Below are 24236 nucleotides of genomic sequence, written 5' to 3' on the forward strand. Positions count from 1 at the left end.
GGGTCGGCAGCGCCGTTCCACGGTCCGAGAGATGCTCCGCGAGCTACCCTCCCCGTAACGGCCTCGGCAACCACCTGAGGTCCAGGCAGCGAGTGAAGCGCCGTGACTGCACACAACTGAATACGTTCGTCATCAACAGGGAAAGGGTGGGCATCGGGAGACACCCATGCCCATCGCACCCGGCCGGTCGAGCTCGTCACGCGACTTCAGGCTCCTCTGGCTCGCCCAGACGTCATCGTTGGCAGGCGTCCAGTTCGGGATCGTCGCCATCCCTCTGACCGCGGTCCTGACGCTGGATGCGTCACCAGCCCAGGTCGGTCTCCTGACCAGCCTCAGTTCGGCATCGTGGCTCATTCTCGGGGTTTTCGTCGGCCCGTTGGTCGATCGTGTCGCCTTCCGGCGGTCCATCATCTTCAGTCATGTCCTGAGAGCCGCGCTCCTGGCCTCGGTTGCCGTCCTTGCGATGTCCGGCACGCTCGGCATGGCCTACCTCTATTGCGCGGTCTTCGCGGTGGGCGCCCTCAGCATGGTGTTCGAGACGGCTTACCAGGCATTGCTGCCCACCATGTCCGCACGAGACGAACTGGGGCCGCGCAACGGGAAGCTTGCCGTGACGGACGGGCTCTCGCGCACTGCGGGTCCATCCCTGGCGGGCTATGTCGTCGACGCTCTCTCGAGCTCCGCCGCGCTCCTCACGCAATCGGCCGGGTACGCCCTGGCCGGAGTCGCTACGGCATGCATGACACCGGCCGACGGGCAGCGAGGGGAGCGTCGACGCCTAAGCACAGGGTCGTTGCGCGGGACCGCGTCCTTCCTGTGGGGAGAGAAGACCGTCCGGGCGATGCTCCTCTCGGAGGTCGGATACCTCTATTTCTTCAATATCGCGTTCGCGGTGATCATGGTCTTCTTCGTCCGTGAGCTCGGAATTACCGCGACGCTCGTGGGGTTGATATTCGCAACAGGAAGCGTCGGAGGAATCCTCTCCGGCCTCGTGTCCGTCCACCTGAGTCATCTGCCCCTCAGACAGCACCTGATCGTCGGATCGACCGTGAGAGCGATGGGCTTGGCCCTCATGCCTCTCGCAGTGTTCATGGATGGACAGGAGGTGTACTTCTTGGCCGGCGCACGATTTCTCAATTCATTCGGTTGGACGCTCTGGGAAGTTCGCAAGCGCACCGAGACACAGCTGCGATCCCCCGAGAAGATGCTCGGTCGCATTCAGGGACTCTTCTTGTTCTGTTCCCGCAGCGGCGAGGCTCTCGGTGCCCTGACCGGTGCCCTCTCAGCGGCTCTGATCGGAACGATCCCGACGGTCGTCACCGGATGCTTGGGCTGCGTCCTATCCGTGGCAGTGGCCTGGACGACGCCGCCGGTGCCCGCCCCGGACGCCGAGGGCCCCGACGCCGGTCACGGGAGCCCCTCATGAGCGCCAACTGACCGGCGGCGGGGCCTTCGGGCACTGCCCGACCCACCTCGACTCTCAGGGCAGGCGGTTCGCCTTGGCGAGGTTCTGGCGCAGCTCGTCGGCCGTCTGCCGCACCACGTAGGCGGGACGGTCGCGCTCCACGCGCCAGGACTCGCTCAGCGGGCTCACGTCGACCGTGTCGAAGCCGATCTCGTCGTAGAGCCTCGTCACGAGGTCCACCGCTTCGGGGTAGTCGCTCGAGGTGGCGAGAGCACGCCGGTTCGTGGCCCCCGCCGGAGCAGTGTCGGTGGTGATGTCCGCGGAGAAGATGTGGTTGAACGCCTTGACGACCTTCGAGGTGGGCAGGTGCTCCTGCAGCATCTGCGAGGTGGTGGTCTCGCCCGCGTCCAGCGCGTCAATGTGCCCGTCGCGCTCGAAGTAGTAGTTGTTCGTGTCCAGCACGATCTTGCCGGCGAGCGGCTCGACAGGGACCTCCTCGAGGGCGCGCAGCGGAACCGTCACCACGACGACATCCCCTGCCGCGCCGGCCTCCTGCGCGGTGGCAGCGCGAGCCTTCGGGCCGAGCTCCGCCACGAGGTCGGCAAGGGTCTCCGGGCCCCGCGAGTTCGCGATCACCACGTCGTACCCTGCCGAGAGGGCGGCCCGTGCGACCTGGCTGCCGATGTGTCCTGCGCCGATGATTCCCAGTGTTGTCATGGTCGGTGCAACGCCGCCCGCTCCGTTCTGCTTCCCGGGTGACGGCGGATGACGCGAGATGACCGGACACCGCATGTCAGCATGTCCTCCATGGACGAGCCTCTCGCCACCGACGCCTCTGGCCAAGCCCTTCTGAGCTTCCGGACTGCCGAGGAGCACGAGCATGCGAAGACGTCCGAGCATCCCTGTCCCTTGTCTCTCGTGGTCGTGCGATCTCGCGGCGAGGTGCTGTTCGGTCTGAACCGGTGGCGCCATGACTGGGAGCTGCCCGGCGGGATGAGAGAGGTGGGCGAGTCCGCTCGTGCCGCTGCACGCCGAGAGCTCGAGGAGGAGACGGGCGTGACGGTGACTCCGGACACCCTGCGGTGGGGTGGCAGGGCCACGTTCGACCTGGTGAACCCCCGACGAGTCGAGCTCGCCGCCGTCTATGTCGCTGACCTCGACGAACGCCCAGACATCGAGCCCTCTACCGAACTTGTCGAGGTGCAATGGTTCTCCGTCGATGCGCTTCCGACACCGCATTCAGTGCTGGACCTCGCGATCGCCCGGGAGGTCACGAGGTCTATTCTGAGAGTGGGGCGCGGCGAGTAGCCCCCGTCCCGGCCGTCCGCGCCACCCCCGCACTATCTTGAGGACTTTCTCCATGACTACCTCCCGCGTCACCGTCCAGCAGGCCTGGGATGAGCTCGCACACGGGAACGAACGATTCATGGAGGGCCGCCTCCTCCACCCGCAGCAGAACGCCGCCCGTCGCAGCGAACTTGCCGGCAGCCAGGCCCCGAACGCTGCGTTCCTGGGCTGCTCGGACTCCCGGGTCGCAGCAGAGATCCTCTTCGACTGCGGTCTCGGCGATCTGTTCGTGGTGCGCAACATCGGTCAGATCGCCAACGAGAACACGACGGCGACCATGGAGTTCGCCGTCGCCGAGCTCGGCGTCGCCGTGATCGTCGTGCTCGCCCACGGCTCCTGCGGCGCGGTGAAGGCGGCCATCGACCAGACCACGGCCTCGCCGAGCCCCACGACTCCCGCGATCAAGAAGGAGCTCGAGGCGATCCAGCCCGCCGTCCAGCAGGAATGGTTCGCCTCCCAGCGGATCAGCCCCTACGTGGAGCCCGAGCTGATCGATGCCGACGCCGTGGGCCGGCGCCATCTGGACGAGACGATCAACGCCCTCATGCGCCAGTCGAAGGTCATCAGCGACGCGGTCGCCGAAGGCTCGCTCGGCATCGTCGGCTGCCAGTACCGGCTCGCCGACGGCCGGGTCTCGCCGATCACCTCGGTCGGCCAGGTCACGATCACCCGCTGAGCCGCGGGACGACGCACCCCGTCGTCCCGACCCGCACGGGGCCCACGTTCCGGCCGCTCGCCCCCTTCGGGCCCCGTCGGCCGCGAATTCCCGTGCCCGATGGTCCGGTGCACCGTACGCTCCCGGGATGACCATGCACGACGATGAGCTCGATCTTCCGCACGACGTCGCTGTGCGGCTCCTCGTCGCTCTGCTCCCCGGGGTCGCCCCCTCTGACGTCCACCGGGTGGAGAGCACGGCGACCACCAGTCACATCGTCCGCATCGGGTCGGATCTGACGGCGCGGTTCCCGATCGTGCGGACCGACCCGGACGACGCCCGCACGGCGATCGAGGTCGAGCATCGGGCGATGGCGGAGTTCGCTGCCGCCAGCCCTCTGCCCGCCCCGGAACCGGTGGCGATCGGGGATCCCGACTCGGAGTACCCGATGCCCTGGTCCGTGCAGACCTGGGTTCCCGGCGATGTGGCGGACCCCGACTCCGTCGCGAGCTCGGACGCCGCCGCCGGGGACCTCGCCGAGCTCCTCGCCGCCCTGCACGCCACCCCGACCCGGGGACGCCGCTTCACGGAGATCGGCCAGGGAGGCGAGCTCGCCGCGCATGACGACTGGGTGCAGCAGTGCCTGGAGCGGACCCACCAGCTGCTGGAGCAGACGGAAACCCCTGGGCACGCCGGGCACATCAGCGCGGCCGACCTCGACGAGCTGGCGGCGCGCTGGTCACGCTGGCGGTCACTGGGCAGGTCCGGGCCCGACGTCATGTGCCATCGCGACCTCACCCCCATGAACATGCTCTGCGCCGACGGGCGGCTCACCGGGGTGCTCGACACCGGAGGGTTCTGCCCGGCGGATCCGTCCGTGGACCTCGTCCCGGCGTGGCACCTGCTCGACGCTCCTCGTCGGGACCTGCTGCGGGAGCATCTGGGCAGCTCCGATCTGGAGTGGGAGCGCGGCGCCGCCTGGGCGTTCGAGCAGGCCATCGGACTGGTCTGGTACTACGACACCTCGAATCCCCCGATGGCCGCACTGGGCCGCTCGACGGTGCGCCGCCTGGTGGAGGACCCGATCGGCAGCGCTCGCCTCCCGGGGTGGACGACGGGCATGGCAAGCTCGTCGGCGACCACGACCACCCCGCCCCTCGGAGGACCCCATGCTCGACGCCCACGGAGAACAGCCCGTCGCGGATCGTGACCTGTCACGAGTCACGCTCTTCAGCGGCTCCGCGCACGGGAACTCGCCCGTCTACGCCGAGGAGACCGCGCGACTGGCGCGCGGGCTCGCCGAGGCCGGTATCGGGATCGCCTACGGGGGCGGACGCGTGGGCCTGATGGGGACCCTCGCCGACGTCGCCCTGGACGCCGGCGGGGAGGTGCTCGGGGTGATGCCCCAGTCGCTGGTGGACGGCGAGATCGCCCACCTGGGCCTGACGAACCTCGACGTGGTCCCGGACATGCACGCGCGCAAGCTGCGCATGGCCGAGCTCGGCGATGCCTTCGTCGCTCTCCCCGGCGGCGCGGGCACGCTCGAGGAGCTGTTCGAGGTCTGGACCTGGCAGCAGCTGGGCATCCATGCCAAGCCGGTCGCGCTCTACGACGTCGCGGGCTACTGGCAGCCGCTGCTGACCGCTCTCGACGAGATGACCGCGGCGGGCTTCCTCTCGACGCAGCTCCGCGCCTCCCTGGTCGTCGCGTCGGAGCCCGAGCAGCTGCTCAGCGGGCTGAGCAGCTGGGTCGCCCCGGCCGCGAAGTGGGAGCGCCCCGACGCCGGGTCCACCGCCGCCACTGAACCCGAGGAGCGCCGTGCCGTTCGCTGACGAGATGATCGATCGGCGCACCGCCCTCGACCTCGCCGACGCGCTGGAGACGGCCGCCCCCAGCACCACGTCGGCCCGCGTGCGCGAGGTCGCTGAGTCCCTGTCGGCGCTGAGCCTTCGCGAACGGGTCGATGCGCTCCGCGCGGCGATGCTCCAGGACCTCGGTGATTCCTACCCGGCCCTCGCCGCGGTGGTCCGGCGTGCGGTCCGCGATGCGCCGACGTTCCGCGGCTGGATGATCTGGCCGGCCTCGACGGCTGTCGCGGAGTCCGCGACGGCGGACGGCAGCCCGGCGGCGACCTCTGACGCCCTCGATCTGCTCGCCGAGCTCACCGGCCTGCTGAGCTCGGAGTTCGCACTGCGGATCCTGATGCGCCATGACCTCGAGCAGGTCCTGGAGCGAGCGCTCGTGTGGACGGGCTCGGAGGACGAGCACGTGCGACGCCTCGCCTCCGAGGGCACTCGTCCGTATCTGCCGTGGGCGGTGCGTGTTCCGCGCCTGACCGCCGATCCCGGCAGGACCATCCCGATCCTCGACCGCCTCCACCGCGACCCGTCGGAGTACGTGCGACGCTCCGTCGCGAACCATCTCAACGATCTCAGCCGTGACGATCCGGCGCTCGTCGTGGCCACGGCCGCCCGGTGGATCGGGGCGACGGATGAGGCCGGCGGATCTGGTGCGCCGGCGGCGGCGACGCAGAAGCTCGTCCGTCATGCGCTGCGCACCCTCCTCAAGCACGGCGACCCCTCCGCGCTCGCACTGCTCGGGTACCCGGACCCCGCCGGCACCCTCGAGGTGGACGGACCGCACCTGGATCGCGAGCGAGTCGAGATGGGCGACTCGATCGAGCTGCGGGCGAGCGTGCGCAACACCGGCGCGGAGCCGGTGCGCCTGATGATCGACTACATCGTCCACCACGCCACCGCGGCGGGCACACAGAGCACGAAGACCTTCAAGCTCACCACCGCATCCCTGGACCCGGGTCAGGAGCTCACGGTGCGGAAGGCCCATTCGTTCCGTCCGATCACCACCCGCCGCTACTACGACGGGCCGCACGCGATCTCCCTCCAGATCAACGGTGTCGCCTCCGGCCGTCAGGGCTTCCACCTGGGCTCCCCGTCGGCCGACTGAACGATCGAGCCGATCCAGCGGATCAGACCGATCAGCGCGATCAGCGGATCAGCGGATCAGCGGATCAGCGGATCAGCGCATCGTCGCGGCGAGCTCCTGGTCGCTGAGCTCCCGATCGGAGTACACGAGCCGCACGGCCGACGGATCCGGGTTGCCGGCATCGGGGCCTCGATGGCGCAGGATGAGCCCCACCTTCTCGGCGACCACGGCGGAGGCCGCGTTGTGCTCGAGCAGGTAGGCGACGACGGGGAGCTCCGGGCGCGCCTCCCGGGCCGCGGTGATCGCCGCCTGGGACAGCTCCGTGGCCAGGCCCCTTTCCTGCGCCTCGGGCGCGAAGCGGTACCCGAGGTTCCAGAACGCGTCCTGCCGCACGGCGCAGCCGCCGTGACCGACCACCACGCCGCCTTCGCGCGCCACCCAGGCGCCGAGCCCGTGGACCGTCCAGTCCTCCAGCCACCTGTCTAGAGCGCTGCGGGTCGTCGCGAGGTCGGCGAAGCGGCCGCTGGGCAGGTGGGTCCAGGTGCGGGCGTCGGAATAGATGCGGTGGAGATCCTCGAGGTCCGCCTCGCGAGGAGCATCGAGCTGCAGCCGTCAGGTCTCGCGAAGAGCCTGCGGGCGGCCGCTCACGGGCGCACCTCAGAACGCCCTGAATGGTCCGTGACCCCAGAGCGCCCCGTGTGTTCCGAGCCGTCGCCACGGGAGCGCCGTCGGCCGATCCGCACCACGCCCGCGGCCACCGCGGTGATCACGACCGCGATGCCGACGATGTATCCGGCCACGCCCAGATAGCCGCCTGCGACGAGATGCGGGTCGAGGAAGGGGTACGGGTACCACCAGGGGTCGCCCGTCGCCGGCCCGGTGACGAGGTTCGCCCGGATCATCGTGTACAGGGCCCAGAGGATCGGGAACACGACCACCACGCCGATCGTGCGCCACGGGAGGGGTCGGCGCCGCGGCGCGAGCACGGCATCGACGAGGAGCACGAGCGGGATCACCACATGCAGGGTCTCGTTCGTCCACGCATCCGAGATCCCGGCGATCGAGATCGACCGCAGCAGCAGGTTGTAGACGATCCCGGTGACGACGATGTACGTGCTCGCGCACGCGAACAGGGTCGTGAGCCAGACGGGCTCCACCGCGGTGCCCCGGCGTTTACGCAGCAGCCACACACCTCCGAGCACGAGCGCGACCACGCAGCTCACGTTCGACAGGATCGTGAAGTAGCTGAAGAAGTTCGCGACCACCGTCGGCACATCGGATCCCCAGGCGGTGCCCGCCGCGCGGGCGTTGCTGATCGCGAGGGAGAGCTGCCGGAGGATCGCGGCGAGCGCGAGCGCCGCGGCGAGCAGTCGGACGTAGGGCCACCAGGTCGTCATCGAGCGTCCCCTGTTCGTCGCACCGACGGTGCATCGTATCCCGCGAGCAAGTTCGTTCGACCGAACTCCACCGTTTGCTAGCGTTCGAGCATGTCAGTCTCCACGCTCTCGACGAGCACCCAGAACTACCTCAAGGCGATCTGGAGCCTCGGGGAATGGTCGGCGGACCCGGTCTCCGCCTCCGCGCTGGCCGCTCGCGTCGGGGTGCGGCTCTCGACCGTCTCGGACGCGGTGCGGAAGCTGACCGAGCAGGGCCTGCTGGAGCACACCCGCTACGGCGCCATCGCGCTCAGCGCGCTGGGGCACGAGTACGCGCTGGCCATGGTGCGCCGCCACCGCCTGCTCGAGACGTTCCTCGTCGAGGTCCTCGAGTACAGCTGGGACCAGGTGCACGACGAGGCCGAGCACCTCGAGCACGCGGTCTCCGATTTCCTCATCGAGCGGATCGACCAGCACCTGGGACACCCCGCCCGTGATCCCCACGGCGACCCCATCCCCACCTCCGACGGTCACGTGGATCGACCGGACGCGATGCTGCTCGCCGCGGTCCCCATCGGGTCGACCGCCAGGGTGGAGCGCATCTCCGACGACGACCCCCACCTGCTCACCTATTTCGCCGAGCAGGGCATCGGGGTGGGCACGGAGCTGGAGGTGCGCCCCGGGGCTCCGTACTCCGAGGCGATCGAGGTGGCCCTCAGCGGGGTCGCTGCGGGCCTGTCCCTCGGACGATCCGCGACGAGCTCCGTCTGGGTCTCGGTCATCGCGCAGCCCGCGACCTCATGAACCCCGCGGGAGGACGGCCGCGTCCTCACCGGGAGCTTCTCGCTCGGGCGATCCGGCGCGCGGCCTCTGCTTGCGGCGCCGACGGGCGGTGAGCCCGCGCCCCAGCAGCCCGCGTCGGGGCTCGAGCAGATAGACGAGCGCGAACACCCCGCCCTGGACCAGCACGATGAGTCCCCCGGAGGAGGCATCGAGCCAGAAGCTGAGGAGGATCCCCAGCACGGAGGAGCTCACCGAGATCGACGGGGCGAGGAAGAGCATCCGTCCGAAGCGATCGGTGAGCAGATGCGCGGTGGCTCCGGGGACGATGAGCATCGCCACGACCAGGACCACCCCGACCACCTGGAGCGCGACGACGGAGGTCAGGGCGAGGACGCCCAGGAGCACACCGCCGAGGAACCTGGGCGACAGGCCGATCGCCTGGGCGTGGAGGGGATCGAAGGCGTAGAGGGTGAGATCCCGGCGCTTCAGGACCAGCACCACGAAGGCGACCGCGGCCAGGAGGCAGATCTGGAACAGGTCGCCCATGCCGACCCCCAGGATGTTCCCGACGATGATGTGGTTCAGATCGGTCTGGCTGGGCGTGACTGAGATGAGGACCAGCCCGAGCGCGAACAGGGTGGTGAAGACGATCCCGATCGCGGCGTCCTCCTTGACCCGGCTCGTGCCCCGGATCGCCCCGATGAGCACCACGGCCAGCACTCCGAAGAGGAGCGCACCGAGCGCGAACGGGGCGCCGAGGACATAGGCGAGCACCACGCCGGGCAGCACGGCATGGGAGACGGCGTCCCCCATCAGCGACCAGCCGACCAGCACCAGCCAGCACGAGAGCAGGGCGCACACGATCGCCGCCGCCACGGTCGCCACGAGAGCCCGCACCATGAAGTCGTACTGCAGGGGTTCGAGGATCAGGTCGAGGGGGCTCATGCGGGGCCTCCCGTCCCGGACATGCGGAGCGGGTCCGCGCTACCGGTGCGATCCAGGGTGCCGAGCGGATCGAGGCCGAAGGCCTCCGCGAGCCGGTCGGGAGCGAGGGCCTCGGCGACCGGGCCGTGGAAGAGGACCCTGCGTTGCAGCAGCACGGCCTCGTCGGCGAGCTGCGGCAGGGCGTGCAGGTCATGGGTGGAGATGAGGATCGTGCGCCCTTCGGCGGCGAGGCCCCGCAGAAGCGCGACCATCGTGGCTTCGCTGCGCTTGTCGACGCCGGCGAACGGCTCGTCCAGCAGCAGCACCCGGGCCTGCTGGGCGATGCCCCGGGCCACGAACGCCCGCTTCCTCTGACCCCCGGAGAGCTGACCGATCTGGCGGGCGGAGAAGTCGGCCAGCTCCACCCGCTCCAGCGCCTCCTGGACGGCCCGGCGATCGACAGGTCGCACCCGTCGGGTGGCACCCTGCAGTCCGTAACGGCCCATCATCACCACATCCCGCACGGAGACGGGGAACGTCCAGTCCACGTCCTCGCTCTGCGGCACGTAGCCGACCAGGCCGGCCCGGCGGGCGACGCGGGGGTCCTTCCCCTCGATCCGGACGTCCCCGGCCTCCGGCCGCACCATGCCCATGATCGCCTTGAACAGGGTCGACTTCCCTGAGCCGTTCATACCGACCAGTCCCGTGACCCTCCCTGTGGGCACGTCGACGCTCGCCCCGTCGAGCGCAAGGACCTCGCCGTAGCGCACCACGACGCCCCGCACGCTGATCGCCGCGCTCACGCCGTGTCCCCGGCGAGCGCGCCGACGATCGTGTCCGCATCATGGCGGAGCAGATCGAGGTACGTGGGCACGGGGCCGTCGGGCCCGGACAGGGAGTCGACGTAGAGCGTGCCTCCGAAGTCCGCCCCTGTGGCCGCGACCACCTGCTGCATCGGCTTGTCCGAGACGGTCGACTCGCAGAACACCGCCGGGATCTCGCGGGCGCCCACGACGTCGATCACGGACGCGATCTGCTGCGGCGTCGCCTGCTGCTCGGCGTTGACGGGCCAGATGTAGTGCTCCGTCAGCCCGGCGTCCCGGGCGAGGTAGGAGAACGCGCCCTCGCACGTGACCAGGGCCCGATGCGCCTCCGGCAGGGTCTCCAGCTCCGTCACGAGATCGTCCTGGACGTCCTGCAGCTGCGCGCTGTACTCCTCACCGCGAGCCGCATACTCCTCGGCGTGCTCCGGATCGAGCTCACTGAACGCAGTGACCAGGTTGTCCACGTAGATCTGCACATTCACCGGGCTCATCCAGGCATGCGGGTTCGGCTTCCCGGCATCGGCATCTCCGGTGATGTCGAGGACATCCACCCCCTCCGAGACGACGACGTGGGGTGCGTCGACGGACTCCATGAACTGCTCGAACCACAGCTCGAGGCCGAGCCCGTTGTCCACGACGAGATCCGCTCGGGACGCCTTGGCGATGTCGCGAGGAGTGGGTTCGTACCCGTGGATCTCGGCACCCACCTTGGTGATCGACTCGACCTCGAGATCGTCCCCGGCGACGTTCTGCGCGATGTCAGCGAGCACGGTGAAGGTGGTGAGCACGACCGGCTTCCCGCTCTCGTCGCCGCGGGGGTCGGCCCCGCAGCCGGCGAGCAGGAGGGCCCCCGCCAGGACGCTCGCCGTCGCCGTCCACCATTGTCTACGCATGTTCACACATCTTTCTTCGCGTAATCTGCTTCATAATGTTCGCCATGCCGAACATTAGCGGATGCTAGTCCACCGGAGCGGGGCGCACCAGCGCGACCAGACCAACTCGAGCAAGCGGGGCGACCGGGGCGAGCGGGGCGAGCGCGCCCAGAACCCTCGCCCACTCGGACGACGGCATCCCCGAGCGAGTTCCGGGCCACACCCCGACCACCTTGCATTCATTGATGCATGCATCAAAGTGGAGCTCATGGACCCCCTCGAACTGCCCTGGCATGACGAGTCCCCGAGCAGACCGCTCGCCGATCGCATCGCCGCCTCCGTGGCCCGTCGCATCGCCGACGGAGACATCGAACCCGGTGAGCTGCTCACCGAGGTCGAGATCGCCGCCCAGCACGGCGCGAGCCGCACCCCCACCCGCGAAGCGATGCTGACCCTGTCGAGCTGGGGCCTCGTGCGCCTGGTACCGAAGAAGGGATCCCTGGTCACGAGCCCCACGGCGCGGGAGCGGCGCGAGCTGCTGTCGGTGCGCTCGATGCTCGAGAGCCACGCGGTCTCCCGGATCGTGGGCGACGACGAGCTGCGCACGAGCCTGCTCACCGCGCTCGACGAGTCCCTCGCCGAGCAGGCCGGCTCCGTCGGCCGCCCCGCGGAGTTCGCCGTCCACGACCACGCCTTCCACCTGCGGATCATCCGCCACGAGGGCAACAGCGTCGTCGAGGGGATCATCGCCTCCCTCGCCCCGCGGCTCTATCGCCTCTCCCGCCTCGCGGTGACGGCCCCGTCGGCCGATCTGCCGGCCCTGCACCGTGAGCACGTGGAGCTCGCCGACGCCGTGCGCCGCCAGGACACCAACACCTTCCGCGCGCTCATCGAGCGCCACCTCACCTCCGGGCACGAGCACTACGAGGTCACGCCGTGAGCCGCGCCGTGCACAGCGCCGCAGGCCACGGCGACGGTCGCAGGCCGATGGCCTCCTGGCTGCGGGTCGCCCCCACCGGCTTCGTGCTCGCCTGGGGCGGCAACCACTTCACCCCGCTGCTGCACGTGTACGAGACGCTCGGCGGCTACGCCCCATGGCAGGCGAACCTGCTGCTGGGGATGTATGTGCTGGGGATCGTGCCGGGCATGCTGCTGGCCGCGGCGCTGTCGGACCGCTACGGGCGCAAGCCCCTCACCATCGCCGGACTCCTCGCCGCCATGATCGCCAGCTCGCTGCTCGCGGCCGGGATGGGGAGCTTCGTGGTGCTGTGCATCGGCCGCGTCCTCGCCGGGATCGGGGTGGGCGTGGGGATGTCCGTGGGCTCGAGCTGGATAAAGGAGCTGTCCGATCCGGTGCACGACGCGACGGCCACGGCGATCTCCGGCGCGAAGCGGTCCTCGCTCACCCTCACCCTGGGCTTCGCGATCGGCGCCGGGGTGACCGGCTCCCTCGCCCAGTTCGCACCGCTGCCCGGGCAGCTCCCCTACGCCGCCCATCTGCTGCTGTGCCTGCTCGCGGCAGCCGCGCTGCTCACCGCCCCGGAGAGCCTGCCGCGCGAGCTGCGCGCCCGAGGCTCGCTGCGCGATGACCTGCGGGTCCCGTCGGCCGCGCATTCCGTCTTCGTCCGTCTCGTGCTGCCGGCCGCCCCGTGGGTGTTCGCCGCCGCGGGCGTCGCCTACGCGATCCTGCCCAGCACCGTCGAGGACCGGATCGGGGACTCGGCCACGATCTACGCGACCGCGCTGACCGTGCTCACCCTCGGCGTCGGCGCCCTCGCGCAGGGCACCGTCGGACTGCTGAACCGGCTCACCCGCGGGCGTGCCCTGCTGGTGGGCATGAGCGGGATGACCGCGGGGATGATCCTCGCCGCCGTGGCGAGCGACCTGCACAGCCCCGTGATGGTCGTGGGCGTCGCCGCGCTGCTCGGCGCCTCCTACGGGGTGTGCGTCGTGGCCGGGCTGATCATCGCCCAGTCCCTCGCCACCCCGCGCGACCTCGCCGGGATCACCGGCGTCTACTATTCACTGTCCTACCTGGGGTTCCTGCTGCCCACGATCCTCGCCGCACTCACCCCGGTGCTGCCCTACACGGGCGGGCTCGTGATCGTCGCCGGGATCTGCGCGCTGTGCCTGATGTTCGTGGCGATCGGGCTGCGTCGACCGAACTGGTCGGCGCAGGATCCGGCGGGGCCGACGGCAGATCCGGCTGCGCTGACGCAGGATCCGACAGCGGCCGACAACGGCACCGACCTCACGACCGCCGCGGATCTGACCCTGAGCCGCTGACGGCGGGACGTGCCAGGTCGGGCTGGGTCGGTCCGGTCCGGTCGGGTCCGGTCGGAGCGGGCGGCGTTACTTCGCCGGCTCGGCCCCGTCGCGCGCGCCAGCACCCTCGTCAGACAGGGCCTGGCGGCGCAGACGGGATTTCAGGTACTCCGCGGTCAGCAGGGAGATGAGCATCCCGACCAGGGTGACGGTCACCTTGTCATTGCCCGAGACGAGGGAGCTGTACGCGACGAGCATCGTCGCCACGACGAGCACTCCCACGATCAGAGTGATTGCTTTGTTCCCGATCACGATCATGCCCGCCACGCTACCCCTGGCCCGGCTCGGGCCACTCGGCAGTGCGGGAATCGGCGGTCAGCCGGTGACGGTGCTGGCGATCTCGTGCATCTCGTCGAGGCGGGCCCATTCGTCGTCGTCGCTGCCGGCGTAGACGTAGGAGATCCGCCCGGCGTAGCCGACGTCGCGCAGCACGGTGAGTGCGCGGATGAGGTCCTCGGCGTCGAGCACGCCCGGGGAGGATTCGCGGGCCTTGACCTGCGAGCATTCCGCCATGCCGGCGACCTGCGCGATCTGCTCGTACTTGTCCTCGCCCGTCCAGTTGCCGGTGTCGATGAGGAAGCCGACCTCGCCGCCCAGCTGGTCGAACAGCTGGCGGGTGGTCGCCGCATCGATCAGCAGCGACTTCCAGTTCTCGGTGATCACCCGGATGTCCGGATGCTCGGCGGCGAGCTCCCGGAGCCGGCGGGCGCTGAGCGCGATCGTCTCCTCGTTCGGCGCCTGGTCCCCGGCGGGGACCCGCACCCGCGGGGCGCCGAGCTGCTCGGCGACGCCGATCCAGCCCGACAGCCAGCGCTGCTGCTCCTCGCCCTGCTCGGGATGGGTCACGTCCCCGTCGTCCACGAGCAGGCACTCGATGTCCACGCCCGCGGCATCGAAAGCAGCGCGCACCTCGGCGAGGTAGGAGGCATCGGTGCGCGGCAGGTAGAAGTGGCACAGCTGGGCGCTGCGGAACCCGTGCGCGGCGAGCTGACCGGGCAGCTCGAGCAGGTCCAGGCCTCCCCCGGAGGTGTTCTCGGTGAGCACGCCCGACGGGGCCGAGCCGGGCGCGACGTACCGCCCCATGGTCCGGAACACGGACCAGGTGTGCAGCGCCTTGGTGGGGTCGAGCGAGTGGGCCATGGGATCTCCTGTGATCGGGGTGGCGAGCGAGGTGTCGCCGTCGGCACCAGGACATCATGGCGCATTGCTCAGTCTGTGAGGCGCTGCCAACCCTTCGGGAGCGGCACGGGCGGCATATCGCGGGGCGGAATCCACCGGGACCAATCGGCGCCGACGAGCCCGCGCCCACGGCGGAGCAGCTCCGCGAGCTCGGCGCCGACGGACCGGAAGTAGGCGGCACGCTCGGGGCTGAAGGCACCCTGCTCGACGTACCAGTCCAGCTCGTCCTCGTCTTTGAACCGGACGGCCAGTCCCTCAGCGCCCGGGACTCCCTCGCCGACCACATCGAGCGCCCAGTCCTGGGTGTCGTAGCCGACGGCGCTGCGCCGCCAGGGAGATTCGAGGTTGCCGTACCAGTCCCCGACCCAGTTCTCGCCGTCGTGCCAGCGCCAGAGCGACCAGCAGCTCCCGCGCGGATGCACGCGAACCACCGTCGGCCCCTCCCAGGTGGCGACATCATGGGTGCCGTCCCACCCGGTCACGACGACATTGCGTCCGCGCGGGCCGGTCCGTCGGCCGGCGCGGGCGGCACGGTCGGAGCCGGGCGACGTCATCACGACGATCAGGTCCTCGTCGTCCTGCAGGACCGTTCCGGCGACGGCGAAGCTGACTGCCGGCTCCCGATCCGGAAAGTCCCGGATGCTGCGGATCGCGACCGCCGTGCCGACGGGGTGCGGGATCACGATGCTCTCCCCAGCTGGGCCCGGGATCGCCTCCAGCTGCTGCCTGACATCAGTGTCCATCGCGCCAGGGTAGTGGTCGGGGCCTCGATACCCTGAGCCCATGCCCACCCTGACCACCCGACCTGCCACGCCGGCCGACTCCGCGGACCCTGCTTTCGAGGATCTGCTCCCGGATCGCTGGCGGGAGGGTGACAACTGCCGCTCGGTGGTCGCCACCGACTCGGCGGGCCGTCTGCTCGGGCACTGTCGCGGCATCGACAACAGCTTCCATCCCGACTCCCGCTCGCTCGTGCTCGAGGTCCTGGACGGCGAGCCGTGGGACGAGGTCGCCGACGTGCTGCTCGAGGCCCAGATCGCGGTCTCGACCCTGCCGCTGCGGCTGAAGCCGGCGGCCCACGAGCCGGAGCTGCTGGACCTTTGCGCCCGCCACGGCGGCGTGCTCGTGCAGCTCATGCCACCCTGGCGCTACGTGGTCGATGATGCGATGCGCGCCTGGGCTGCGGAGCATCGCACGACGAGCGACGGCCTTCACGCCGGCCGCGTGGTCGACGCACGCCGCGAGGAGATGCTCGATCTGTACGTCGAGCACTACACCGCGCAGCACGCCCGCTGGTCCCCGGCGGCTGCCCCGACGGAGCTGCGAGCAGAGAACGCCCCGGACTTCGTGCCGGGCGGTGAGGGCAGCTTCGACCCCGATCGCAGCGTGGTGCTGGAGCGCGACGGCGTGATCGTCGCCCAGGCCCTGGCCTGGCCGCCCGAGCCCGACGGAGGCATCGAGATCACCCTTCAGTCCACGCCGCACGAGGGACGGACGGCACGGGAGGACATGGAGGCCTGCCTTGCCGCGGTCATCGACCGCAGCGCCGACGGCGACGTGCTGCTGATCGACTCGCACGCCACCGAGGAGCTGGAGTCCGCGATGATGCGCGACGTGCCCGGCCCTGCACCCCACCCGCAGGACACCTGGACCGCGATCGTCGGAATCCCTGTGCCAGGAGGTCCGGCACCGATCCCGCTGTCAGCCGAGCTGATTCCCGCAGCCGCCGCCAAGCTCGCCGACCACCTGCAGCTCTAGCAGCCGCACCAGCACCTGGAGCGGGAGCGGGAGCGAGAGCGGGAGCGGGAGCGGGGAAAGGATTGCGCGCGTGCGTCTGCCGCTCTAGCGTCAGCCGGATGCATCCTCACGCGGCAGCCCGCGCCCGTCTCGCCGCCATGGAGGTGGTGCGATCCCTCGGGCTCGAGGCCGACGAGATCGTCGACCTCCAGGACTCCAATCGCCTCACCGTGCGGGTGCTGCCCTGCGATCTCGTCGCCCGCATCGGACCCGCTGACCACGCCGGGGCACAGGTCGAGGTGGATCGGGTGCTGCGCCTGGCGGAGGCAGAGGCACCCGTCGGCCGCCTCGATCCGCGCACTCCCCCGCAGGTGCACGTGCGCGATGGCTTCGAGATCACCCTGTGGACCCACTACGCACCGCACGAGGACCGTGCGCTCCCCGCGGCCGAGTACGCGAGCACCCTCGCCCGCCTGCATGCCGCGATGCGCGCCGCAGACCTGGACGTCTCGCCTGTGGGAGACCGGGTCGCCGAAGCGCTCGCCCTCGTCGACGACCCTGTTTGCACCCCACGCCTGCCCGAGGCCGACCGCGCGTTCCTGCGCGAGATCCTGCAGAGCCTCAGCGAGGAGGTAAGCCGGCGCGGCCCCCAGCAGGTGCTTCACGGGGAACCCCACCCCGGCAATGTGCTCGACACCGCGGGCGGGCCTCTGTTCATCGACCTCGAGACCTGCTGCTCTGGCCCCGTCGAGTTCGATCTCGCCCACGCCCCGGCGCAGGTCGCGGCGCACTACCCGAACGTCGACCATGAGCTGCTCGAGGACTGCCGGATCCTGTCCCGCGCCCTGGTGACGACCTGGCGCTGGGACCACGAGGACTCCCTGCCGGACGGACAGCTGCTCGGCGTCGGCTGGCTGGACCAGGTGCGCACGCTCATGGCCCACCGGGGCGGCGCGGCTCAGCCCCGACGACTGGATGGCCCGGCTGGGCAGCTCGCAGTGGGACGAGGGCTTGCGCGAGCGCATCGAACAGCTGCAGTGGCAGATCGGCCAGGAGCTGCTCCAAGAGAATGTGGACGTGGTCATCGAGTGGGGCACCTGGGGGCGCGAGGAGCGCGACCGCCTGCGCGAGGGCGCCCGAGCACTCGGAGCCCGCGTCGAGCTGCTCGTCCTGGACGCCGACGACGAGGAGCTGTGGCGACGCATCAGCGCTCGCGCCGCGGAGAACCCGCCGATCACCCGGGAGCACCTCGCCGCCTACAGAGCGGCGTTCGAGGCGCCGACGGCCGACGAGCTCGCGCTCTACGACGCTCGTCGCAGCAGCACGCAGCTCTAGCCGCACTCGGCCGTTAGGTCGAGAGGCGGTATACAAACTCGTCCCGGACTTGCCCGGAAGCATCTCGCTGCACACGCCATGTACATTTTGTGAGTTCAAACGTACAATCTGAGCATGTCGACCATCAGCGCTTCAGACGCGCGCAAGAGCTTCGCGGCTGTTATCGAGACCGCCCAGCATGAGGCCGTCATCGTCGAGCGTCATGGCGAGGCCCAGGCGGTCGTCCTCAGCCCGGCCGAGTACGACCGGCTCATGGACGCCGCCGAAGAGTCCGAGGACGTCCGCGCCTTCGACTCTGCCATGGCCGAGGAGGGACCGAACATCCCCTGGGAGCAGGTCAAGAACGATCTCGGGTGGTGACCTCGTGCCCTACGAGATCGAGGTACGCCCCGCGGCATTGCGCGCACTGAAGCGCATCGACCATCAGGACCGTCGTCGCATCCAGGGCGCGATCGCGCTGCTCGCCGCCGATCCGCGACCCCCGGGCGCAAAGGCGTTACGAGGTCGGGACGGTTTGCGCATACGCGTCGGCGCCTACCGCATCATCTACACCGTCGAAGACACTCGGCTGCTCATAGTCGTCGTCATGCTCGGACACCGCCGCGACGTGTACGACCGCTGAACGGACGAGGTCGGCCCACCCCGACGACGGGTGTCGATGTCGGCACGACACCCGATTCCTTGACCAGCTCGAGGAACCCGAGTGTGATGGGCCCATGACCTCACCGAGCGAACGCGCCGAAGCCCTTCTCGCCCTGCACCATCGTTCGACCCCGGTGGTGCTGCCCACCGTGTGGGACGCCTGGTCCGCCCAGGCCGCGGTCTCCGGCGGCTTCGAGGCCCTGACCGTCGGCAGCCATCCCGTCGCGAACTCCGTGGGGGCCGGTGATGGTGAGGACATGAGCCTGGAGGACGCCCTCGCAGGCATCGCCCGCGTCACCCGCGCCGTCGACGTCCCGGTCTCCGCCGACCTGGAATCCGGCTACGACACCGCTGCCGCCGAGCTCGTCGAACGCGTGCTGGACGCCGGAGCAGTCGGGGTCAACATCGAGGACACCGTGCATTCGCAGGGCCGGCTGCGCGGAGCGCAGGAGCATGCCGACTACATCGCCGACATCCGCCGGGCGGCCGATACGGCCGGGGTGCACCTGGTCATCAACGGGCGCACGGACGTGTTCAAGACCGAGGAGGACATCCCCGACCGGCTGGCCGAGGCGATCACCCGCCTGACCCTGCTCGAGGCCGCCGGTGCCGACTCGCTGTACCCCGTCGGCGTGCCCGACGTCGCGACGCTGGAAGCACTGCTCGCCGCGGTCAGCACCCCGCTGAACGTCACCGCCCACCCGGTGAACGGCGCGATCCCGGAGGGCCTCGACCTCGCGCGGCTCACGGAGCTCGGCGTGCGCCGGGTCAGCTTCGGGCCGCTGCTGCAGGCCGCTCTGGCCGACCACGTCGCGGAGATCACCGCGGCCTGGCGCTGAGCGCCCCTGGTCACGGCACGCCGGCGGACGTACGCTTTCCGGCGGCGGACCCCGGGCTCCTGACGCGGGGACGCCACGATACGAGGAGCTCATCACGATGCAGTACTCCCAGCTCGGACGCACCGGAGCGACCGTCTCCCGGCTCGTCCTCGGCACCATGAACTTCGGCCCCCACACCGCGGAGGAGGATGCCTTCGCGATCATGGACCGCGCCCTCGATCAGGGCGTGACCTTCTTCGACACGGCCAACGGCTACGGCGGCGCGGATCGTCGCGGCTGGACCGAGGAGATCATCGGCCGCTGGCTGGCCTCCCGCGGCCGTCGCGAGGAGATCGTGCTCGCGACCAAGGTGTTCGGCGAGATGGGCCCGGGGAAGAACGACCGCGGGCTCTCGGCGCTGAACGTCCGCCGCGCGGTCGACGAGTCCCTGCGCCGCCTGCAGACCGACCACATCGACCTCTACCAGATGCACCACGTGGACCGCTCAGCGCCCTGGGAGGAGATCTGGCAGGCCATGGAGCTGCTGGTCGCGCAGGGGAAGATCACCTACGTGGGCTCCTCGAACTTCGCCGGCTGGCACCTCGCCCAGGCGAACGAGGCCGCCCGCGCCCGCCACTCGCTGGGCCTGGTCTCCGAGCAGTCGCTGTACAACCTGTTCACCCGCGACATCGAGCTCGAGGTGCTCCCCGCCGCAGAGCACTACGGCATGGGCGTCATCGCCTGGTCGCCGCTGGCCGGCGGCAAGCTCGGCGGCCGCTCGGAGAAGGGAGTGCGACGCGGAACAGCGGAGTCCCGCGACGACTCGGCGGAGCTCACCGCACAGCTGGACCGCTGGGAAGCGTTCTGCGCCGAGCGCGATCTGGCGCCCGGTCAGGTGGCCCTCGCGTGGCTGCTGCACCGGCCCGGCGTGCTCGGCCCGATCATCGGCCCGCGCACCATGGAGCAGCTGGACTCCGCGATCGAGGCCGTCGAGATCACGCTGTCCGACGACGACCTCGCGACGCTCGACGAGATCTTCCCCGGTCCCGGCGGTCCGGCTCCGGAGGCCTACGCCTGGTGACCTCGGCGTCGTCGCCTGAAATGGCCCGGGTCCGTTCCTGGTGACCCGTGGTGACCCAGGGTGACCCGTGGTGACCCGTGGTGACCCAGGGTGACGCTGAGGGCAACGCATCCACTGGCGTCATACGCGCAGCCAGCTCCCTCAGGGGCATGCCTGCACACCATGCGCCAGTGGATGCACCACCCCGGGTCCTCCTCGCTCGAGGTGCTCCCCGCCGCGGAGCACTACGGCATCAGCGTCATCGCCTGGTCACCACTCGCTGGCGGCACACGCCGTCGACCAGCAGGTCACCGAGATTCCGACCGGGTCGCCCTGCTATTCAGAACGTCTCACCGCCAGGGGAACGGCCAGCGACTTGTTTCCGGGACGAGCGTGTAGCCGAGCTCTTCAATCTGCCGGCGCAGCTCGAGGTATTCGAACTCCAGAGAGCGCTCGTCGGACCGACTCACGGGAGGGGCGTCCTCGAGGTGGAAGAATGCGTACACGTGGTCCATCCGTTCACCCCACATGACCGCACGTTCCACCAGCTCCTTCGGCAGCTCATCGGTCACGTCAAGGGGCTGCGAATCAGCCACATCCTCGCCCCATTCAAGAACGAACATGTAGTCCCACATGAGTCGGACTGATTTGTGGTGCTTCATGTGCGAGGAGCCTCCTTCTGTGGCGATGTGGCGCCCGTGCCGAGTCGCACCACGGGGCTCACCATTATCAGTCAGCGGTGGAAATCAGCCGCGATCGGCCCCGAGGCCCCGCGCGACGTCGGCGATGTAGGCATCGCGGACGACGCTGAGGCCCTCGGCCCCCGCGATCTCGTCGATCCGTGCGGCCTCGTCCTCGGGTACCCAGGTCCCGTGGTCGTCCTGCGACCCGTCCGCGGCGAGCGCTGACTGGAACCAGAGCGTCCCGGCGCCGAGCTCGCGGGCGGTGCGGGCCACGTCCGGCAAGTCCCGCTCGAGCTCGAAGCCGGGCCAGGGATAGACGTACAAGACGTCGGCCGATTCCGGCCTCACCCCGGTCCGCCGGTCGACGATCTCTCCGTCCACCAGCTCGGTCACCGAGACGTCGTCGGGCGCAGGGCCGCCGAAGACGGTCACGGCGAAGCCGGCGCGGGCGAGCGTGTGCGGCACATCGGTCGAGGGCCAGTTGTGCAGCAGCACGTGATGGGCGGCGGCGAGGAGCTTCGCGGGATCGGTCATGACGTACCTTTCGTCGGGAGCTGCCGAACGGCCCTGAGCCAGGCACCGCGAGCGTCCATCGGGAATGTCAGCTGCGAGCGGCGGCGGGCCCCGTCACACGGTCGTCGCCCTCGTGCTCGTCACCGTAGTCCTCCTCCTCGGCGAGGCGCACCGTTCCGGCGGATCCGTCGAGGGTGACGCGTTGGCCCGTGCGCAGGCGCCGGGTCGCCGTGCCGGTGCCGAGCACAGCAGGGATGCCGTACTCGCGCGCCACGATCGAGCTGTGGCTGAGCGGACCGCCCACGTCGGTCACCACGCCGGCGGCCATGGCGAACAGCGGGGTCCAGGCCGGGGTGGTGATCGCGGCGACGAGGATCTCGCCGGGCCGGAAGTCGCGGAACTGCTCGGGTCCGCTCAGCACGCGCACGGTCGCGGTGACGGTGCCTCCGCTGCCGCCGATCCCGGTGAGCACCTCGCCGTCCCCGCCCTCTCCGGCCGAGGGCATGAAGCGGTCGAAGGCCCGCCACACGGAGCGCTGGGGCAGCAGTTGGGGCGGGGTGGCGAGCTTCTGGCCGCGCCAGATCACACGCCGCTCCTCGACGAGGCCGGCCCGTGTGGGCAGTCGGCGACCGCCGCCATCGAGCTGTCCGCCACCATCGAGCTGTCCGGCGAGTTCGAGCTGTCCGGAGCCGTCGAGCTGTTCGGCGAGGTCGACGAGCTCGTCCCGGCGCAGCCAGAACACGTCGTCGGCCGCATCGAGAGCCCCGGCGACCGTGAGGCGACGCCCGAGCTCGCGCAGGGCCCGACGGGCCGCGGGCCAGCCCAGCCCCACTCCGGCCAGGGCGTCCTCCCGGATCGGGGTGAGCTCCTGGGCGCGGCGGAGCAGGCGGTCGAAGACCCGCCGCAGAGGCCTGCGCAGGTGCGCCCGGATCCGGTCGGCGCCCTCCTCGCGGGCCCGGACGGCGGCCGCGCGCCGAACCCCCGGATCGGTGCCCTCGCCGCGCAGGTACATCCGCAGCACGTCCCACAGCAGCTCCGGGGCATCGGCGGCGACGGGCTGGACGACGTCCAGCGTGTAGATCGCGTGGCCGTGCTCCGCCAGGTGCGCCGCGAAGCGCTCGCGCCACTCCTGCCACACCGCGTCGTCGACCCCGTCGGGTCGCTGTTCGAGAACGGTCTCCGAGGCCGTGAGCGCCTGCGCCAGCCCCTCCCTCTCGCGAGCCCAGCGGGCCAGGCCGTAGAGCGACTCCTCGGCGCGGATCGGTGCGCTCTCGTAGCCGAACAGCAGCGTCTCCGGGCTCGGGTCGCCGGGCTTCGCGACCCGTCGGCAGAACGCGGTGTAGACGGATTCGGCGATCACCACCGGTGGGATCACCGTCTGCACTGAGGTGTAGTACGCGAATCCTGCGGTGACCAGCCGCTCTGCGGAGGCGAGCAGCTCGCCCGCCGGCCGGTCCGCGACGTCGCCGACTGTCTCCTCCTCGACCACACTCCGGTACTGCGGCATCGCGGTCTCCCGCCAGTACCGCGGCCCGCCGATCCCCTTGCCGAGCAGCCGCGGCACGAACAGCACGGACTTCGCGCAGACCGTCACCATGGCGGTGTTGGCGTAGCAGTAGTAGGCATAGCCGTTGATGGTCACGAACTCGACGCCGCGGTCGGTGAACACGTCGTCGCGGCCGGAGGCGTCGGTGATCGTCGAGATCATCGCCTCGATGACGTGCGCCGCCGTGAGATCCGCGAACAGCGGGGTGAGCGGGTCGGGCATCTGCTCGACGATGCTCGCCCGGACGTAGCCGGCGTGCCTGCGGGGCGCCTTCCAGCTCTCGGGGGCGGGCCCGGCCGGCGCCGGCAGGGCCACGACGGGACGAGCCTGGGTGATCACGAATCCCGTGCCCACCAGCGCCCATTCCACGTCCTGCGGCGCCCCGTAGTGCGCGGCGATCCGGGTGCCCCAGCGGGCGAGGTCCAGCGCCTGCGCGTCGCTGAGCACGGGAGCGCGGCGACGCCGCGGCGGCACGGGGATCGTGGCGGTGCCGTGCTCGGCCGGGACCACCATCACGGACTTGTCCGCCGTGGTGCGCGAGACGATCCGGCCGCGAGCGGTGTCGACGACGAGATCGTCGGTGTCGACCATCCCCGAGACGACCGCCTCCCCGAGTCCCCAGGCGGCGCTGATCACGGTCTCCGTGCGGCGCCCGGTGGTGGGATCGGCGGTGAACAGCACGCCGGCCGCGTCCGCCGGGGCCATCTCCTGGATGACGACGGCGAGCGCGACGTCGGCCGGGTCGATGCCGCGCCGCGCCCGGTAGGCGAGGGCGCGGGCGGACCACAGGGAGGCCCAGCAGCCGCGCACCGACTCGAACAGGTCCGCGTCACCGACCACGTGCAGGAACGTCTCCTGCTGGCCCGCGAAGCTCGCGTCCTCGAGGTCCTCGGCCGTGGCGGACGATCGGACCGCCACGGGGGCTCCCCCGAGGGCGGCTCGCGCCGTGACGAGCTCACGACGCAGGTCCTCCGGGATCTCCGTGCCCGTGAACAGTTCGGCGACGGACTGCGCGGCACGGTCGGCGGCCTCGGTGTCCTCCGGGTCGAGGTCGCGCACCTGCTCCAGCAGTCGCTCCCGGATCCCCGCGACCTCGACGAATCGGCGATAAGCGGCGGTGGTGAGCACGAATCCCGGGGGCACCGGGAGCCCCGCCCGGGTGAGCTCACCGAGGTTCGCGGCCTTTCCGCCCACCTCGGCGATGTCGTCACGGCCGATGTCCTGGAACTGGCGGACGTTCATGGCGCCTTCTTCGACGGGGCACCCGGA

General features: G+C 70.5%; 26 protein-coding genes and 2 pseudogenes. 16 read left to right on the forward strand and 12 right to left on the reverse strand.

The window, feature by feature from the left end; all coding sequences use genetic code 11:
* Positions 1-166: 166 nt before the first annotated feature.
* Positions 167-1426, forward strand: a complete 1260-nt coding sequence (locus ABD093_RS13560; RefSeq protein WP_343925175.1) for an MFS transporter — start codon at positions 167-169, stop codon at positions 1424-1426.
* 54 nt (positions 1427-1480) lie between these two features.
* Here the strand turns inward: ABD093_RS13560 and ABD093_RS13565 are convergent, their stop codons facing one another.
* Positions 1481-2122 (reverse strand): NADPH-dependent F420 reductase, encoded by a 642-nt coding sequence (locus ABD093_RS13565; RefSeq protein WP_343925177.1) that lies wholly within the window; start codon positions 2120-2122, stop codon positions 1481-1483.
* Positions 2123-2212: 90 nt separating this feature from the next.
* On the opposite strand from ABD093_RS13565, the gene ABD093_RS13570 reads away from it, so the two are divergent.
* The 5 genes from ABD093_RS13570 to ABD093_RS13590 all read left to right on the forward strand — a co-directional run bounded on the left by ABD093_RS13570 (position 2213) and on the right by ABD093_RS13590 (position 6371).
* Positions 2213-2713, forward strand: a complete 501-nt coding sequence (locus ABD093_RS13570) for an NUDIX hydrolase (RefSeq protein WP_343925179.1) — start codon at positions 2213-2215, stop codon at positions 2711-2713.
* A 52-nt stretch (positions 2714-2765) separates the two neighbouring features.
* The gene (locus ABD093_RS13575; RefSeq protein ID WP_343925181.1) at positions 2766-3428 is read left to right on the forward strand and encodes a carbonic anhydrase; all 663 of its coding nucleotides are present in this window, start codon (positions 2766-2768) and stop codon (positions 3426-3428) included.
* A 127-nt stretch (positions 3429-3555) separates the two neighbouring features.
* A complete protein-coding gene (locus ABD093_RS13580) occupies positions 3556-4617 on the forward strand; it encodes a phosphotransferase (RefSeq protein WP_343925183.1) in 1062 nt (353 codons plus the stop codon).
* The gene (locus ABD093_RS13585) at positions 4577-5239 is read left to right on the forward strand and encodes an LOG family protein (RefSeq protein WP_343925185.1); all 663 of its coding nucleotides are present in this window, start codon (positions 4577-4579) and stop codon (positions 5237-5239) included. Before ABD093_RS13580 ends, ABD093_RS13585 begins: the two co-directional genes overlap by 41 nt.
* The gene (locus tag ABD093_RS13590) at positions 5226-6371 is read left to right on the forward strand and encodes a DNA alkylation repair protein (RefSeq protein WP_343925187.1); all 1146 of its coding nucleotides are present in this window, start codon (positions 5226-5228) and stop codon (positions 6369-6371) included. Before ABD093_RS13585 ends, ABD093_RS13590 begins: the two co-directional genes overlap by 14 nt.
* 72 nt (positions 6372-6443) lie before the next feature.
* On the opposite strand, the gene ABD093_RS13595 is transcribed toward ABD093_RS13590, so the two are convergent.
* A complete protein-coding gene (locus ABD093_RS13595) occupies positions 6444-6959 on the reverse strand; it encodes a GNAT family N-acetyltransferase (protein WP_343925208.1) in 516 nt (171 codons plus the stop codon).
* 35 nt (positions 6960-6994) lie between these two features.
* Complete coding sequence (locus ABD093_RS13600; RefSeq protein ID WP_193118798.1) at positions 6995-7747, reverse strand: Pr6Pr family membrane protein; 753 nt, start codon at positions 7745-7747, stop codon at positions 6995-6997.
* 90 nt (positions 7748-7837) lie between these two features.
* Here ABD093_RS13600 and ABD093_RS13605 point away from each other — a divergent pair, with 90 nt between their 5' ends.
* Positions 7838-8530 carry a metal-dependent transcriptional regulator gene (locus tag ABD093_RS13605; protein ID WP_193118799.1) on the forward strand — a complete coding sequence of 231 codons (693 nt, stop codon included), beginning with the start codon at positions 7838-7840 and terminating at the stop codon, positions 8528-8530.
* Here ABD093_RS13605 and ABD093_RS13610 read toward each other — a convergent pair.
* The 3 genes from ABD093_RS13610 to ABD093_RS13620 are packed head-to-tail and all read right to left on the reverse strand — an operon-like array spanning position 8525 to position 11150.
* Positions 8525-9454 (reverse strand): metal ABC transporter permease, encoded by a 930-nt coding sequence (locus ABD093_RS13610; RefSeq protein ID WP_193118800.1) that lies wholly within the window; start codon positions 9452-9454, stop codon positions 8525-8527. The genes ABD093_RS13605 and ABD093_RS13610 overlap by 6 nt on opposite strands.
* The gene (locus tag ABD093_RS13615) at positions 9451-10236 is read right to left on the reverse strand and encodes a metal ABC transporter ATP-binding protein (protein ID WP_193118801.1); all 786 of its coding nucleotides are present in this window, start codon (positions 10234-10236) and stop codon (positions 9451-9453) included. The genes ABD093_RS13610 and ABD093_RS13615 overlap by 4 nt, the downstream gene beginning before the upstream one ends.
* Complete coding sequence (locus ABD093_RS13620) at positions 10233-11150, reverse strand: metal ABC transporter substrate-binding protein (RefSeq protein WP_193118802.1); 918 nt, start codon at positions 11148-11150, stop codon at positions 10233-10235. The genes ABD093_RS13615 and ABD093_RS13620 overlap by 4 nt, the downstream gene beginning before the upstream one ends.
* Before the next feature lie 247 nt (positions 11151-11397).
* On the opposite strand from ABD093_RS13620, the gene ABD093_RS13625 reads away from it, so the two are divergent.
* Both ABD093_RS13625 and ABD093_RS13630 read left to right on the forward strand, forming a co-directional pair.
* A complete protein-coding gene (locus ABD093_RS13625) occupies positions 11398-12069 on the forward strand; it encodes a GntR family transcriptional regulator (protein ID WP_193118803.1) in 672 nt (223 codons plus the stop codon).
* Entirely contained in the window at positions 12066-13415 is a 1350-nt protein-coding gene (locus ABD093_RS13630) for an MFS transporter (RefSeq protein WP_319021668.1), read from the forward strand. Before ABD093_RS13625 ends, ABD093_RS13630 begins: the two co-directional genes overlap by 4 nt.
* A 66-nt stretch (positions 13416-13481) precedes the next feature.
* Here ABD093_RS13630 and ABD093_RS13635 read toward each other — a convergent pair whose 3' ends face one another.
* The 3 genes from ABD093_RS13635 to ABD093_RS13645 form a co-directional block, all read right to left on the reverse strand.
* Positions 13482-13712: a hypothetical protein gene (locus ABD093_RS13635; RefSeq protein ID WP_193118804.1), complete on the reverse strand. Its 231-nt coding sequence runs from the start codon at positions 13710-13712 to the stop codon at positions 13482-13484.
* Between the two features lie 57 nt (positions 13713-13769).
* A complete protein-coding gene (locus ABD093_RS13640) occupies positions 13770-14594 on the reverse strand; it encodes a sugar phosphate isomerase/epimerase family protein (protein WP_193118805.1) in 825 nt (274 codons plus the stop codon).
* Positions 14595-14662: 68 nt separating this feature from the next.
* Complete coding sequence (locus tag ABD093_RS13645; RefSeq protein WP_193118806.1) at positions 14663-15376, reverse strand: ribonuclease FAU-1 family protein; 714 nt, start codon at positions 15374-15376, stop codon at positions 14663-14665.
* 40 nt (positions 15377-15416) lie between these two features.
* Here ABD093_RS13645 and ABD093_RS13650 point away from each other — a divergent pair, with 40 nt between their 5' ends.
* The 7 genes and pseudogenes from ABD093_RS13650 (at position 15417) to ABD093_RS13680 (ending at position 20246) form a co-directional block, all read left to right on the forward strand.
* Positions 15417-16391: a hypothetical protein gene (locus ABD093_RS13650; RefSeq protein ID WP_193118807.1), complete on the forward strand. Its 975-nt coding sequence runs from the start codon at positions 15417-15419 to the stop codon at positions 16389-16391.
* Between the two features lie 137 nt (positions 16392-16528).
* A pseudogene (locus ABD093_RS13655) lies at positions 16529-17083 on the forward strand (phosphotransferase); the annotation flags it as partial.
* A gap of 256 nt (positions 17084-17339) precedes the next feature.
* Positions 17340-17705, forward strand: a pseudogene (locus ABD093_RS13660) (P-loop nucleotide/nucleoside kinase family protein); the annotation flags it as partial.
* A 114-nt stretch (positions 17706-17819) separates the two neighbouring features.
* Complete coding sequence (locus ABD093_RS13665) at positions 17820-18065, forward strand: type II toxin-antitoxin system Phd/YefM family antitoxin (RefSeq protein ID WP_193118809.1); 246 nt, start codon at positions 17820-17822, stop codon at positions 18063-18065.
* Positions 18066-18069: 4 nt separating this feature from the next.
* Positions 18070-18327, forward strand: a complete 258-nt coding sequence (locus tag ABD093_RS13670) for a type II toxin-antitoxin system RelE family toxin (protein ID WP_193118810.1) — start codon at positions 18070-18072, stop codon at positions 18325-18327.
* Positions 18328-18421: 94 nt separating this feature from the next.
* Positions 18422-19186, forward strand: a complete 765-nt coding sequence (locus ABD093_RS13675; RefSeq protein WP_193118811.1) for an isocitrate lyase/PEP mutase family protein — start codon at positions 18422-18424, stop codon at positions 19184-19186.
* 97 nt (positions 19187-19283) lie between these two features.
* Positions 19284-20246 (forward strand): aldo/keto reductase, encoded by a 963-nt coding sequence (locus ABD093_RS13680; protein ID WP_193118812.1) that lies wholly within the window; start codon positions 19284-19286, stop codon positions 20244-20246.
* Positions 20247-20575: 329 nt separating this feature from the next.
* Here ABD093_RS13680 and ABD093_RS13685 read toward each other — a convergent pair whose 3' ends face one another.
* From ABD093_RS13685 to ABD093_RS13695, 3 genes are all read right to left on the reverse strand, one after another.
* On the reverse strand, positions 20576-20887 hold the full coding sequence (locus tag ABD093_RS13685; RefSeq protein ID WP_343925195.1) for a hypothetical protein: 312 nt from the start codon (positions 20885-20887) through the stop codon (positions 20576-20578).
* Between the two features lie 84 nt (positions 20888-20971).
* Complete coding sequence (locus ABD093_RS13690) at positions 20972-21442, reverse strand: hypothetical protein (protein ID WP_343925197.1); 471 nt, start codon at positions 21440-21442, stop codon at positions 20972-20974.
* 67 nt (positions 21443-21509) lie between these two features.
* Positions 21510-24209, reverse strand: a complete 2700-nt coding sequence (locus tag ABD093_RS13695; RefSeq protein WP_343925199.1) for a PEP/pyruvate-binding domain-containing protein — start codon at positions 24207-24209, stop codon at positions 21510-21512.
* Positions 24210-24236 lie beyond the last annotated feature (27 nt).

Origin of the sequence: Brachybacterium tyrofermentans (genome assembly GCF_039526165.1) — a bacterium.
GTDB lineage: Bacteria > Actinomycetota > Actinomycetes > Actinomycetales > Dermabacteraceae > Brachybacterium > Brachybacterium tyrofermentans.